At 49.0% G+C, this 12,157-nt stretch carries 17 protein-coding genes; 11 read left to right on the top strand and 6 right to left on the bottom strand.

Translation table 11 applies throughout. From position 1 onward, the window contains the following. The first annotated feature begins 12 nt into the window (after positions 1-12). From ACJHX3_RS22785 to arfA, 5 genes are all read left to right on the top strand, one after another. The gene (locus ACJHX3_RS22785) at positions 13-1,002 is read left to right on the top strand and encodes a DNA-directed RNA polymerase subunit alpha (RefSeq protein ID WP_001162094.1); all 990 of its coding nucleotides are present in this window, start codon (positions 13-15) and stop codon (positions 1,000-1,002) included. 40 nt (positions 1,003-1,042) lie between these two features. After that, a complete protein-coding gene (gene rplQ / locus ACJHX3_RS22780; RefSeq protein WP_001216368.1) occupies positions 1,043-1,426 on the top strand; it encodes a 50S ribosomal protein L17 in 384 nt (127 codons plus the stop codon). A 106-nt stretch (positions 1,427-1,532) separates the two neighbouring features. Beyond that, complete coding sequence (locus ACJHX3_RS22775) at positions 1,533-1,901, top strand: DUF1992 domain-containing protein (protein WP_000266533.1); 369 nt, start codon at positions 1,533-1,535, stop codon at positions 1,899-1,901. A gap of 10 nt (positions 1,902-1,911) precedes the next feature. Further along, positions 1,912-2,337: a Zn(2+)-responsive transcriptional regulator gene (gene zntR, locus ACJHX3_RS22770; protein ID WP_000285607.1), complete on the top strand. Its 426-nt coding sequence runs from the start codon at positions 1,912-1,914 to the stop codon at positions 2,335-2,337. Positions 2,338-2,392: 55 nt separating this feature from the next. Beyond that, complete coding sequence (gene arfA / locus ACJHX3_RS22765; RefSeq protein ID WP_000092699.1) at positions 2,393-2,611, top strand: alternative ribosome-rescue factor ArfA; 219 nt, start codon at positions 2,393-2,395, stop codon at positions 2,609-2,611. Here the strand turns inward: arfA and mscL are convergent. The 5 genes from mscL to def form a co-directional block, all read right to left on the bottom strand. Then, a complete protein-coding gene (mscL, locus tag ACJHX3_RS22760; protein WP_000022442.1) occupies positions 2,608-3,018 on the bottom strand; it encodes a large-conductance mechanosensitive channel protein MscL in 411 nt (136 codons plus the stop codon). The two genes, arfA and mscL, sit on opposite strands and share 4 nt — an antisense overlap. Positions 3,019-3,147: 129 nt before the next feature. Beyond that, positions 3,148-4,524 (bottom strand): Trk system potassium transporter TrkA, encoded by a 1,377-nt coding sequence (trkA, locus tag ACJHX3_RS22755; RefSeq protein WP_000691382.1) that lies wholly within the window; start codon positions 4,522-4,524, stop codon positions 3,148-3,150. Positions 4,525-4,545: 21 nt separating this feature from the next. Further along, positions 4,546-5,835, bottom strand: coding sequence for a 16S rRNA (cytosine(967)-C(5))-methyltransferase RsmB (gene rsmB / locus ACJHX3_RS22750; protein ID WP_001469469.1), 1,290 nt, complete (start codon positions 5,833-5,835; stop codon positions 4,546-4,548). A gap of 45 nt (positions 5,836-5,880) precedes the next feature. Beyond that, positions 5,881-6,828, bottom strand: coding sequence for a methionyl-tRNA formyltransferase (gene fmt, locus ACJHX3_RS22745; protein WP_000004443.1), 948 nt, complete (start codon positions 6,826-6,828; stop codon positions 5,881-5,883). A gap of 14 nt (positions 6,829-6,842) precedes the next feature. Then, a complete protein-coding gene (def, locus tag ACJHX3_RS22740) occupies positions 6,843-7,352 on the bottom strand; it encodes a peptide deformylase (protein WP_000114984.1) in 510 nt (169 codons plus the stop codon). A 129-nt stretch (positions 7,353-7,481) separates the two neighbouring features. Between def and dprA the strand changes: the two genes are divergently transcribed. Genes dprA through ACJHX3_RS22710 form a run of 6 tightly spaced genes read left to right on the top strand, consistent with a single transcriptional unit; the run spans position 7,482 to position 11,276 of the window. Further along, the gene (gene dprA, locus ACJHX3_RS22735) at positions 7,482-8,606 is read left to right on the top strand and encodes a DNA-protecting protein DprA (protein ID WP_094308104.1); all 1,125 of its coding nucleotides are present in this window, start codon (positions 7,482-7,484) and stop codon (positions 8,604-8,606) included. Further along, positions 8,578-9,051: a DUF494 family protein Smg gene (smg, locus tag ACJHX3_RS22730; RefSeq protein WP_000460672.1), complete on the top strand. Its 474-nt coding sequence runs from the start codon at positions 8,578-8,580 to the stop codon at positions 9,049-9,051. Before dprA ends, smg begins: the two co-directional genes overlap by 29 nt. Before the next feature lie 28 nt (positions 9,052-9,079). Further along, positions 9,080-9,622, top strand: a complete 543-nt coding sequence (locus ACJHX3_RS22725; RefSeq protein ID WP_001129723.1) for a type I DNA topoisomerase — start codon at positions 9,080-9,082, stop codon at positions 9,620-9,622. Positions 9,623-9,626: 4 nt separating this feature from the next. Beyond that, positions 9,627-10,199, top strand: coding sequence for an L-threonylcarbamoyladenylate synthase type 1 TsaC (gene tsaC, locus ACJHX3_RS22720; protein WP_001366671.1), 573 nt, complete (start codon positions 9,627-9,629; stop codon positions 10,197-10,199). A gap of 4 nt (positions 10,200-10,203) precedes the next feature. After that, positions 10,204-11,022, top strand: a complete 819-nt coding sequence (gene aroE / locus ACJHX3_RS22715; protein WP_000451231.1) for a shikimate dehydrogenase — start codon at positions 10,204-10,206, stop codon at positions 11,020-11,022. Continuing rightward, positions 11,019-11,276 (top strand): DUF1488 domain-containing protein, encoded by a 258-nt coding sequence (locus tag ACJHX3_RS22710; RefSeq protein WP_001070567.1) that lies wholly within the window; start codon positions 11,019-11,021, stop codon positions 11,274-11,276. Before aroE ends, ACJHX3_RS22710 begins: the two co-directional genes overlap by 4 nt. Here the strand turns inward: ACJHX3_RS22710 and ACJHX3_RS22705 are convergent. Next, positions 11,252-11,806, bottom strand: a complete 555-nt coding sequence (locus ACJHX3_RS22705; RefSeq protein ID WP_001286216.1) for a gamma carbonic anhydrase family protein — start codon at positions 11,804-11,806, stop codon at positions 11,252-11,254. The two genes, ACJHX3_RS22710 and ACJHX3_RS22705, sit on opposite strands and share 25 nt — an antisense overlap. Between the last annotated feature and the right edge of the window lie 351 nt (positions 11,807-12,157).

The raw sequence follows: 12,157 nt of genomic DNA, 5'->3' as shown, positions 1-12,157 counted from the left end.
AGAGAGGACACAATGCAGGGTTCTGTGACAGAGTTTCTAAAACCGCGCCTGGTTGATATCGAGCAAGTGAGTTCGACGCACGCCAAGGTGACCCTTGAGCCTTTAGAGCGTGGCTTTGGCCATACTCTGGGTAACGCACTGCGCCGTATTCTGCTCTCATCGATGCCGGGTTGCGCGGTGACCGAGGTTGAGATTGATGGTGTACTACATGAGTACAGCACCAAAGAAGGCGTTCAGGAAGATATCCTGGAAATCCTGCTCAACCTGAAAGGGCTGGCGGTGAGAGTTCAGGGCAAAGATGAAGTTATTCTTACCTTGAATAAATCTGGCATTGGCCCTGTGACTGCAGCCGATATCACCCACGACGGTGATGTCGAAATCGTCAAGCCGCAGCACGTGATCTGCCACCTGACCGATGAGAACGCGTCTATTAGCATGCGTATCAAAGTTCAGCGCGGTCGTGGTTATGTGCCGGCTTCTACCCGAATTCATTCGGAAGAAGATGAGCGCCCAATCGGCCGTCTGCTGGTCGACGCATGCTACAGCCCTGTGGAGCGTATTGCCTACAATGTTGAAGCAGCGCGTGTAGAACAGCGTACCGACCTGGACAAGCTGGTCATCGAAATGGAAACCAACGGCACAATCGATCCTGAAGAGGCGATTCGTCGTGCGGCAACCATTCTGGCTGAACAACTGGAAGCTTTCGTTGACTTACGTGATGTACGTCAGCCTGAAGTGAAAGAAGAGAAACCAGAGTTCGATCCGATCCTGCTGCGCCCTGTTGACGATCTGGAATTGACTGTCCGCTCTGCTAACTGCCTTAAAGCAGAAGCTATCCACTATATCGGTGATCTGGTACAGCGTACCGAGGTTGAGCTCCTTAAAACGCCTAACCTTGGTAAAAAATCTCTTACTGAGATTAAAGACGTGCTGGCTTCCCGTGGACTGTCTCTGGGCATGCGCCTGGAAAACTGGCCACCGGCAAGCATCGCTGACGAGTAACCGGATCACAGGTTAAGGTTTTACTGAGAAGGATAAGGTCATGCGCCATCGTAAGAGTGGTCGTCAACTGAACCGCAACAGCAGCCATCGCCAGGCTATGTTCCGCAATATGGCAGGTTCACTGGTTCGTCATGAAATCATCAAGACGACTCTGCCTAAAGCGAAAGAGCTGCGCCGCGTAGTTGAGCCGCTGATTACTCTTGCCAAGACTGATAGCGTTGCTAATCGTCGTCTGGCATTCGCCCGTACTCGTGATAACGAGATCGTGGCAAAACTGTTTAACGAACTGGGCCCGCGTTTCGCGAGCCGTGCCGGTGGTTACACTCGTATTCTGAAGTGTGGCTTCCGTGCAGGCGACAACGCGCCGATGGCTTACATCGAGCTGGTTGATCGTTCAGAGAAAGCAGAAGCTGCTGCAGAGTAATCTGAAGCAACGTAAAAAAACCCGCCCCGGCGGGTTTTTTTATACCCGTAGTATCCCCACTTATCTACAATAGCAGTACTCTTTTTGTTCATCCCCTGGAGTATTTATGTGGTTACTTGACCAGTGGGCAGAGCGTCATATTACTGAGGCACAATCCAAAGGTGAGTTTGATAATCTTCCGGGAAGTGGCGAGCCATTGATTCTGGATGATGATTCACACGTGCCACCAGAATTACGTGCGGGGTATCGCTTGCTGAAGAATGCTGGTTGCTTACCGCCAGAACTTGAGCAGCGGAGGGAAGCAATTCAGCTTCTGGATATCCTCAAAGGTATCCGTCACGATGATCCGCAATATCAAGAGGTTAGTCGTCGATTGTCATTACTGGAATTGAAGCTGCGACAAGCTGGACTGAGTACCGATTTTTTACGCGGCGATTATGCTGACAAGTTGTTGAATAAAATCAACGATAACTAGTGGAGTATGTATGTATCGCATTGGTGAGCTGGCAAAAATGGCGGAAGTAACACCCGACACGATTCGTTATTACGAAAAACAGCAGATGATGGAGCATGAAGTGCGTACTGAAGGTGGGTTTCGCCTGTATACCGAAAGCGATCTCCAGCGATTGAAATTTATCCGCCATGCCAGACAACTAGGTTTCAGTCTAGAGTCGATCCGCGAGTTGCTGTCGATCCGTATCGATCCTGAACACCATACCTGTCAGGAGTCAAAAGGCATTGTGCAGGAAAGATTGCAGGAAGTCGAAGCACGGATAGCCGAGTTGCAGAGTATGCAGCGTTCCTTGCAACGCCTTAACGATGCCTGTTGTGGGACCGCCCATAGCAGTGTTTATTGCTCGATTCTTGAAGCTCTTGAACAAGGGGCGAGTGGCGTTAAGAGTGGCTGTTGATTTTTTGCACTGACAGGATTACACTCGCGCCGTTAAATAACCAACTGGAGTTTTTATGAGCCGATATCAGCATACTAAAGGGCAGATAAAGGATAATGCGATAGAAGCATTACTACATGATCCCTTATTCCGACAGCGAGTAGAGAAAAATAAGAAAGGGAAAGGCAGTTACATGCGAAAAGGAAAACATGGCAATCGGGGGAACTGGGAGGCCAGTGGCAAGAAAGTAAATCACTTTTTTACCACTGGCCTTCTGCTTTCAGGCGTTTGTTAAGAGCGGTTATTCTGCTCTTTCAGCAAATCACGAATTTCTGTCAGTAATACTTCTTCTTTAGTTGGTGCTGGTGCGGCTGCTGGTTCTTCTTTTTTCCGATTCAGTTTGTTGATTAGCTTAATCGCCATAAAGATGGCAAAGGCCACAATCAGAAAATCAAAGACGTTTTGAATGAAGACACCGTAATGCATCACAACAGCAGGGATATCCCCCTGCGCATCGCGTAGCGTGACAGCAAACTGTTTGAAATCGATCCCGCCAATTAATAAGCCCAGAGGTGGCATAATGATATCGGCAACCAGTGAAGATACAATCTTCCCGAATGCCGCACCGATAATGACACCCACCGCCAAATCCACCACGTTCCCGCGCATCGCAAATTCGCGAAATTCTTTAATAATGCTCATGTTATTCTCCCTATGAAGCCGACAATCATAAGTCTAACAAATGTTAAGCTATTTTCCTGCCAGGAATGGATTTAATTAATCCTTGATAATCAAAGGGAAATGATAAGGCGTCATTAGACGCCTTATTAATTACAAGAAGAAAGGACTTGGCTGGAAGAGTCTTTCGACGTCGGTAATAAACTTTTTATCTGTGAGGAACATAATTACGTGATCGCCTTGCTCAATGCGCAGATTGTCATTGGCAATCATCACGTCGTTTCCACGTACCACCGCTCCAATAATCGTTCCTGGCGGTAGCTTGATTTCATCAATGACTCTGCCGACAACGCGTGAGGTGCTTTCATCACCGTGAGCAACGGCTTCAATAGCTTCTGCTACGCCGCGGCGCAGTGAGGAAACACCAACAATATCTGCTTTTCGCACATGGCTAAGCAACGCAGAAATAGTTGCTTGTTGCGGTGAAATCGCAATATCGATCACGCTCCCCTGAACCAGATCTACATAAGCGCGACGCTGGATCAATACCATCACCTTTTTCGCACCCATACGTTTGGCAAGCATGGCGGACATGATATTGGCTTCGTCATCGTTGGTGACAGCAATAAACAGATCAACTTGATCGATATGTTCTTCGGCCAGCAGTTCTTGATCCGACGCATCACCAAAAAAGACGATCGTATTCTGCAATTTTTCCGCCAGTTCGGCAGCGCGCTGCTGATTACGTTCGATGAGTTTGACGCTGTAATCTTTTTCCAGACGACGCGCCAGCCCTGCACCGATATTACCACCACCAACCAGCATGATCCGCTTATACGGTTTTTCCAGTCGCTGTAATTCACTCATCACCGCGCGGATATGCTGTGAAGCGGCAATAAAGAACACTTCATCACCCGCTTCAACAATGGTCGAACCTTGCGGACGAATGGGGCGATCATGGCGGAAAATTGCTGCCACACGAGTATCGATATGTGGCATATGCTCGCGCATGGTCGAAAGTGCATTACCAATCAGCGGGCCGCCATAATAGGCTTTAACCACAGCCAGGCTGACTTTACCCTCAGCGAAGTTCACCACCTGCAATGCGCCGGGATATTCAATCAGTCGGTAAATATTATCGATAACCAACTGCTCTGGTGCGATCAGATGATCAATCGGTACAGCATCTGAATGAAATAGCTTATCGGCATCGCGCACGTAGTCTGGTGAGCGGATGCGAGCGATGCGATTAGGGGTGTTGAAAAGTGAGTAGGCTACCTGGCAGGCAACCATATTGGTTTCATCTGAACTGGTTACAGCAACCAGCATATCGGCGTCGTCGGCACCTGCCTCCCGCAATACACGTGGATGAGAGCCATGCCCCTGCACGACTCGCAGGTCAAATTTATCCTGTAAGGTCCGCAGACGCTCACCGTTGGTATCGACAACAGTAATATCGTTGTTCTCGCCAACCAGGTTTTCCGCCAGTGTGCCGCCAACCTGGCCGGCACCCAGAATGATAATTTTCATCAGTCGCGACCCGTTATCTCATCACTTTTTGATTAGCTTAGCGTAAAAGAAGCCGTCGCCCTCTTCGGCACCAGGCAGATTTTGTTTACCCGGTTGCTCTGGTGTTCCTGTTTCGCAAAGTTCGGCATCAGCGGTACGTTGCAAAAAGGCTTTAATCTGCAGGCTATTCTCTTCCGGTAACACCGAACAGGTGGCATAGACCAGGGTTCCACCGGATTTTAAATGCGGCCAAATGGCGTCGAGAATTTCAGACTGCAATTGCGCGAGTTCCGGGATATCGCGATCGCGACGTAACCATTTAATATCCGGATGGCGACGAATCACCCCCGTTGCTGAACAAGGCGCATCTAATAAAATGCGATCAAACTGTTGCTCGCCACACCAGTGGGAAGGGTAGCGGCCATCACCTTGTTTCACGGTCGCTTTCATACCAAGGCGTTTTAAATTGTCGTAAACGCGAGAGAGGCGCTGTTCGTCAATATCAACCGCAACAACCTGCGCTTCTGGTGCCACCTCAAGGATATGCGTTGTTTTACCGCCGGGGGCGGCACAAAGATCCAAAATGTGTTCACCGTTTTGTGGCGCAAGCCAGGTCATGCAACCTTGTGCTGAGGCATCCTGAACGGTAACCCATCCGTCTTCAAAACCAGGTAGCGCATGAACAGGTGCAGGTGTTTCCAGACGTACAGCATCAGGGTAATCCGCATGCGGGAAACCTTTCATTCCTGCTTCATCCAGCAATGCAAGCCAGCTGTCGCGGGAATGATGCGTACGATTAACGCGCAGCCACATTGGCGGACGCTGGTTATTGGCTTCGACGATGGATTGCCACTGCTCTGGATACGCTTTTTGCAGACGCTTCAGCAACCAGGAAGGATGCAGATAACGTGCATCACTGGCATTAAACTCGGCTAATAACTCTTCTTGCTGACGCTGGAACTGGCGTAATACACCGTTTATCAACCCTTTAAGTTGCGGGCGCTTAATTGCGATAGCGCCTTCAACCGTTTCAGCCAGCGCAGCATGAGGTGGTATGCGGGTATAAAGCAGTTGATACAAACCAACCATAATCAGGTAATGCACAGTGCGCTGTTTGCCGGTCATCGGACGGGCCATTAACTTATTAATCAGCCAGTCTAACTGTGAAAGCGTACGCAGTACGCCAAAGCACAACTCTTGAAGAAGTGCTTTGTCTTTATCGGAAACTTTTTGCTGGAGCGGTGGCAGAATGTTGCTTAATGATTGCCCTTGCTCGACGACTTGTTCAACGGCCTGTGCCGCCATGCTACGTAAATTACGTTGTTTTTTCATAAGTATAAAAATGCCCGGCAAGACCGGGCTTAGAAGAGTGGACTATCAGACCAGACGGTTGCCCGGAACAAACCATTCCCGACGAGAATTCAGGAGGTCTTGCGCGCTCATCGCTTTCTTACCCGCAGGTTGTAACGAGAGCAGGTTCAGGATGCCATCACCAGTCGCAACCTGAATGCCTTGTTTATTGGCTTCAAGGATCGTTCCTGGTGCAGCGTTGGTTGCCGTATCAATGACCGACGCTTTCCAGACTTTAACCGGCTGTCCTTCAATTTCCAGCCAGCTCATTGGCCATGGATTGAAAGCGCGAATGCAGCGTTCAAGCTGCGCTGCCGAAAGCGACCAGTCAATACGCGCTTCTTCTTTACTCAACTTTTCGGCGTAAGTGACAAGAGTTTCGTCCTGAACTTCTGGTTTCGCCGTGCCGTCTGCCAGTTGTTTCAATGTGGTGATAAGCCCTTGTGGGCCAAGCTCTGCCAGCTTGTCGTACAGAGTACCACTGGTATCTTCTGCAGTAATCGGGCAGGAGAGCTTATAGAGCATGTCACCGGTGTCTAAACCAACATCCATTTGCATAATGGTCACACCAGTTTCTGCATCACCCGCCCATAGTGAGCGTTGGATTGGTGCAGCACCGCGCCAGCGTGGCAGCAGTGAACCATGAACGTTGATACAGCCAAGACGCGGCATCTCCAGCACTGCTTTAGGCAGAATTAAGCCATAGGCGACGACAACCATAACATCAGCCTGTAGATCGGCGACCAGTTGCTGGTTTTCTTGTGGACGCAGGGAAACCGGTTGAAAAACGGGCAGAGCTTTTTCCTCAGCCAGAACTTTAACCGGGCTGGGCATCAGTTTTTTACCGCGTCCTGCCGGTCGGTCTGGCTGGGTGAACACGCCAACGACGTTATGACCAGAAGACAACAGCGCGTCGAGATGACGCGCTGCAAAGTCAGGTGTACCCGCAAAAATAATACGTAGTGATTCTGACACGTTAGTTCTTATCCTTAAGCCCGGGCTTTCAGACGATCCAGTTTTTCAACTTTCTGACGAATACGTTGTTGTTTCAGCGGTGACAAATAATCCATAAACAGTTTGCCGACTAGGTGATCCATCTCATGCTGAATACAGATGGCTAACAGACCGTCTGCTTCCAGTTCAAATGGTTTACCGTCGCGGTCCAGGGCGCGAATTTTAACTTTCTCTGCGCGTGGCACTAAAGCACGTTGTTCAGGGATCGACAGGCAACCTTCTTCAATGCCTGTTTCGCCGCTTTTTTCTAAAAGCTCCGGATTGATTAACACCAGCCGTTCGTCACGGTTTTCCGAAACATCAATAACAATGATACGTTGATGGATATCAACCTGGGTTGCCGCCAGGCCAATACCTTCTTCTGCGTACATCGTCTCGAACATATCATCGACGATACGCTGAATTTCTGCATTCACTTCTTCTACCGGTTTAGCAACTTTGCGAAGCCGCTCGTCCGGAATATGTAACACTTGCAAAACTGACATAAATCTCCAGAGATGTGTTCAGGAGTTAGAAAGATTATTTCTTCTATTCTAGACAAATCCCCCTCTGATTGACAGCATCACTGACCAATCGCAAAGATTGCTAAGGCTGCTTATGGCAGGGAGATAAGGATGGTCGATACAGAAATTTGGCTGCGTTTAATGAGCATCAGCAGCTTGTACGGCGATAATATGGTCCGTATAGCTCACTGGCTGGCAAAACAGTCGTATATTGATGCGGTTGTATTGCAGCAAACAGGGCTTACATTGCGGCAGGCACAACGCTTTCTTTCATTTCCGCGAAAGAGTATCGAAAGCTCACTTTGTTGGTTGGAGCAACCCAACCATCATTTAATCCCTGCGGACAGCGAATTTTATCCTCCTCAACTTCTGGCGACGACAGATTACCCCGGCGCACTGTTTGTTGCAGGAGAACTGCACGCGTTGCATTCATTTCAGCTTGCCGTAGTGGGGAGTCGGGCGCATTCATGGTATGACGAGCGATGGGGACGATTATTTTGCGAAACTCTGGCGACGCGTGGAGTGACAATTACGAGTGGACTGGCGCGTGGAATCGATGGTGTGGCGCATAAAGCGGCCTTACAGGTAAATGGCGTCAGCATTGCTGTATTGGGGAATGGACTTAATACCATTCATCCGCGTCGCCATGCCCGACTGGCTACCAGTTTGCTTGAACATGGTGGGGCTCTTGTCTCGGAATTTCCCCTCGATGTTCCACCCCTTGCTTACAATTTCCCACGAAGAAATCGCATTATCAGTGGTTTAAGTAAAGGTGTACTAGTGGTGGAAGCGGCTTTGCGCAGTGGTTCGCTGGTGACAGCACGTTGTGCGCTTGAGCAGGGGCGTGAAGTTTTTGCCTTGCCAGGACCAATAGGGAATCCGGGAAGCGAAGGGCCTCACTGGTTAATAAAACAAGGTGCGATTCTTGTGACGGAACCGGAAGAAATTCTGGAAAACTTGCAATTTGGATTGCACTGGTTGCCAGACGCCCCTGAAAATTCATTTTATTCACCAGATCAGGAAGACGTGGCATTGCCATTTCCTGAGCTCCTGGCTAACGTAGGAGATGAGGTAACACCTGTTGACGTCGTCGCTGAACGTGCCGGCCAACCTGTGCCAGAGGTAGTTACTCAACTACTCGAACTGGAGTTAGCAGGATGGATCGCAGCTGTACCCGGCGGCTATGTCCGATTGAGGAGGGCATGCCATGTTCGACGTACTAATGTATTTGTTTGAAACCTATATTCACACAGAAGCTGAGTTGCGTGTGGATCAAGACAAACTTGAACAGGATCTTACCGACGCAGGATTTGATCGAGAAGATATCTACAATGCCCTGCTTTGGCTGGAAAAGCTTGCGGATTATCAGGAAGGACTGGCAGAACCGATGCAACTGGCCTCTGATCCACTCTCCATGCGTATTTATACCCCTGAAGAGTGTGAAAGACTGGATGCCAGCTGTCGTGGTTTTTTGCTTTTCCTTGAGCAAATTCAGGTGCTTAACCTTGAAACCCGTGAAATGGTGATAGAGCGAGTGCTCGCGCTGGATACCGCAGAGTTCGACCTGGAAGACCTGAAATGGGTAATCCTGATGGTGTTGTTCAATATTCCGGGCTGCGAAAATGCGTACCAGCAAATGGAAGAATTACTCTTTGAAGTGAATGAAGGTATGCTGCATTAATCATTTCTTTAATTCAGCATAAGTTGTTATGGCGAAATCAGCACTGTTCACGGTGCGTAATAATGAGTCCTGCCCAAAGTGCGGGGCTGAACTGGTTATTCGATCCGGGAAACACGGTCCGTTTCTTGGATGCTCACAGTATCCGGCGTGTGACTACGTCCGTCCTCTGAAATCTTCAGCGGATGGACATATTGTCAAAGTTCTGGAGGGGCAGGTTTGCCCTGCATGTGGCGCAAATCTGGTATTACGCCAGGGACGCTTTGGTATGTTTATTGGTTGCAGTAACTACCCTGAATGCGAACATACCGAACTTATCGATAAACCGGACGAAACAGCAATTACATGCCCCCAATGCCGGACGGGCCATCTGGTCCAGCGCCGCTCCCGTTATGGCAAAACGTTTCACTCCTGTGATCGCTACCCGGAGTGTCAATTTGCCATTAACTTCAAACCCATAGCTGGAGAATGCCCTGAGTGTCATTATCCGCTACTCATCGAAAAGAAAACCGCGCAGGGTGTAAAACACTTTTGTGCCAGTAAACAATGTGGAAAGCCGGTTTCGGCGGAATAATAACGTGAATAATAACCTGCAAGGAGACACTATCGCAGCTGCGATAGATGTCCTCAATGAAGAACGTGTCATCGCCTATCCAACGGAAGCCGTTTTCGGTGTCGGGTGCGATCCTGATAGCGAAACAGCAGTGATGCGACTGTTGGAGTTAAAACAGCGTCCGGTTGATAAGGGGCTGATTCTAATCGCCGCAAATTACGAGCAGCTTAAACCCTATATTGATGACACCATGCTGACTGACGCGCAGCGTGAAACTATATTTTCTCGCTGGCCAGGTCCTGTCACCTTTGTTTTTCCCGCGCCTGCGACAACACCGCGCTGGTTGACGGGCCGCTTTGATTCGCTTGCTGTACGAGTCACCGACCATCCGTTGGTGGTTGCTTTGTGCAAGGCTTATGGTAAACCGCTGGTTTCTACCAGTGCCAACTTGAGTGGATTGCCACCTTGTCGAACAGTAGACGAAGTTCGCGCACAATTTGGCGCGGCGTTCCCGGTTGTGCCTGGTGAAACGGGGGGGCGTTTAAATCCTTCAGAAATCCGCGATGCCCTGACGGGTGAACTGTTTCGACAGGGGTAACATAATGGAAACCTATGCTGTTTTTGGTAATCCGATAGCCCACAGCAAATCGCCATTCATTCATCAGCAGTTTGCTCAGCAACTGAATATTGAACATCCCTATGGGCGCGTGTTGGCACCCATCAATGATTTCATCAACACACTGAACGCTTTCTTTAGTGCTGGTGGTAAAGGTGCGAATGTGACGGTACCTTTTAAAGAAGAGGCTTTTGCCAGAGCGGATGAGCTTACTGAACGGGCAGCGTTGGCTGGTGCTGTTAATACCCTCAAGCGGTTAGAAGATGGACGCCTGCTGGGTGACAATACCGATGGTATAGGTTTGTTAAGCGATCTGGAACGTCTGTCTTTTATCCGTCCTGGTTTACGTATTCTGCTCATTGGCGCTGGTGGAGCATCTCGCGGCGTACTACTGCCACTCCTTTCCCTGGACTGTGCGGTGACAATCACTAATCGGACGGTATCTCGCGCGGAAGAGTTGACTAAATTGTTTGCGCACACTGGCAGTATTCAGGCGTTGGGTATGGACAAACTGGAAGGTCATGAGTTTGATCTCATTATTAATGCAACATCCAGTGGCATCAGTGGTGATATTCCGGCGATCCCGTCATCGCTCATTCACCCAGGCATTTATTGCTATGACATGTTCTATCAGAAAGGAAAAACTCCTTTTCTGGCATGGTGTGAGCAGCGAGGCTCAAAGCGTAATGCTGATGGTTTAGGAATGCTGGTGGCACAGGCGGCTCATGCCTTCCTTCTTTGGCATGGCGTTCTGCCTGATGTAGAACCGGTCATCAAACTATTGCAACAGGAATTGTCAGCGTGAATCAGGCCATCCAGTTTCCGGATAGGGAAGAGTGGGACGAGAATAAAAGATGTGTATGTTTTCCCGCTCTCGTGAATGGTATGCAACTGACATGTGCGATCTCTGGCGAGAGTCTGGCGTATCGCTTTACTGGAGATACGCCAGAACAGTGGTTAGCGAGTTTTCGTCAGCATCGCTGGGACCTGGAAGAAGAAGCGGAAAACTTAATTCAGGAACAAAGTGAAGATGATCAAGGTTGGGTCTGGTTACCTTGATCCAGATATTCGTCCTTCCATTTCACGTAGTTATTTGCGGAATAGCGTAACCCAGCCTTCTCTTCATCACTTAACGGGCGGATCTGTTTGACGGGGCTACCGAGATACAGATATCCGCTCTCCAGCCGTTTATTTTGTGGGACCAGGCTACCCGCACCAATCATCACATCATCTTCTACTATTGCGCCATCAAGTAAAATTGAGCCCATCCCAACCAAAACTCGATTGCCAATGGTGCAGCCGTGGAGCATCACCTTGTGACCAACAGTGACATCTTCGCCAATGGTTAATGGGTTGCCATCTGGGTTGTACGAGGATTTATGAGTGACATGCAACATACTGCCATCCTGGATATTGGTGCGTGCTCCGATCTGTACATAATGTACATCTCCACGAATCACAACGAGCGGCCAGATCCCCACATCATCAGCCAGACGAACGTCACCAATCACGACGCTGCTATCGTCGATCATTACGCGCTGACCGATTTGTGGAAAAAGATCGCGGTATGGGCGTAAAACATCAGACATAATTACCTCAACAATAAATGATTTACTAATGACTTTGGGTGCATTATTGGCCTTGTGCAAGTCTTTTAGCATGCAAAAAAGCACCGTTTTGTGTGCGAATGCAGCAAAAAGGGTGAAAAAGCAACAAACAGAAAAAAAGATCAAAAAAGTACTTGTGCAAAAAATTGGGATCCCTATAATGCGCCTCCGTTGAGACGACAACGTGAAACACTTCATAAGATGGTCGTAACAACAAAGAGAAAAAATCCTGAAATTCAGGGTTGACTCTGAAAGAGGAAAGCGTAATATACGCCACCTCGCGACAGTGAGCTGAAAGCCGCGTCGCAACTGCTCTTTAACAATTTATCAGAC

This window comes from Escherichia sp. WS1265 (genome assembly GCF_046487585.1).
In the GTDB taxonomy this organism is placed as follows: Bacteria; Pseudomonadota; Gammaproteobacteria; order Enterobacterales; family Enterobacteriaceae; genus Escherichia; species Escherichia coli.
The sequence above is the reverse complement of the archived record's forward strand: the minus strand, read 5'-3'. Positions and strand labels throughout refer to the sequence as shown.

Bases quoted from the DNA above. Each gene is read 5' to 3' on its own strand.
- ACJHX3_RS22785 (WP_001162094.1), top strand. From the start codon at position 13: ATGCAGGGTTCTGTGACAGAGTTTCTAAAACCGCGCCTGGTTGATATC.
- rplQ (WP_001216368.1), top strand. From the start codon at position 1,043: ATGCGCCATCGTAAGAGTGGTCGTCAACTGAACCGCAACAGCAGCCAT.
- ACJHX3_RS22775 (WP_000266533.1), top strand. From the start codon at position 1,533: ATGTGGTTACTTGACCAGTGGGCAGAGCGTCATATTACTGAGGCACAA.
- zntR (WP_000285607.1), top strand. From the start codon at position 1,912: ATGTATCGCATTGGTGAGCTGGCAAAAATGGCGGAAGTAACACCCGAC.
- arfA (WP_000092699.1), top strand. From the start codon at position 2,393: ATGAGCCGATATCAGCATACTAAAGGGCAGATAAAGGATAATGCGATA.
- mscL (WP_000022442.1), bottom strand. From the start codon at position 3,018: ATGAGCATTATTAAAGAATTTCGCGAATTTGCGATGCGCGGGAACGTG.
- trkA (WP_000691382.1), bottom strand. From the start codon at position 4,524: ATGAAAATTATCATTCTGGGTGCCGGCCAGGTTGGCGGCACACTGGCG.
- rsmB (WP_001469469.1), bottom strand. From the start codon at position 5,835: ATGAAAAAACAACGTAATTTACGTAGCATGGCGGCACAGGCCGTTGAA.
- def (WP_000114984.1), bottom strand. From the start codon at position 7,352: ATGTCAGTTTTGCAAGTGTTACATATTCCGGACGAGCGGCTTCGCAAA.
- dprA (WP_094308104.1), top strand. From the start codon at position 7,482: ATGGTCGATACAGAAATTTGGCTGCGTTTAATGAGCATCAGCAGCTTG.
- smg (WP_000460672.1), top strand. From the start codon at position 8,578: ATGTTCGACGTACTAATGTATTTGTTTGAAACCTATATTCACACAGAA.
- ACJHX3_RS22725 (WP_001129723.1), top strand. From the start codon at position 9,080: ATGGCGAAATCAGCACTGTTCACGGTGCGTAATAATGAGTCCTGCCCA.
- aroE (WP_000451231.1), top strand. From the start codon at position 10,204: ATGGAAACCTATGCTGTTTTTGGTAATCCGATAGCCCACAGCAAATCG.
- ACJHX3_RS22705 (WP_001286216.1), bottom strand. From the start codon at position 11,806: ATGTCTGATGTTTTACGCCCATACCGCGATCTTTTTCCACAAATCGGT.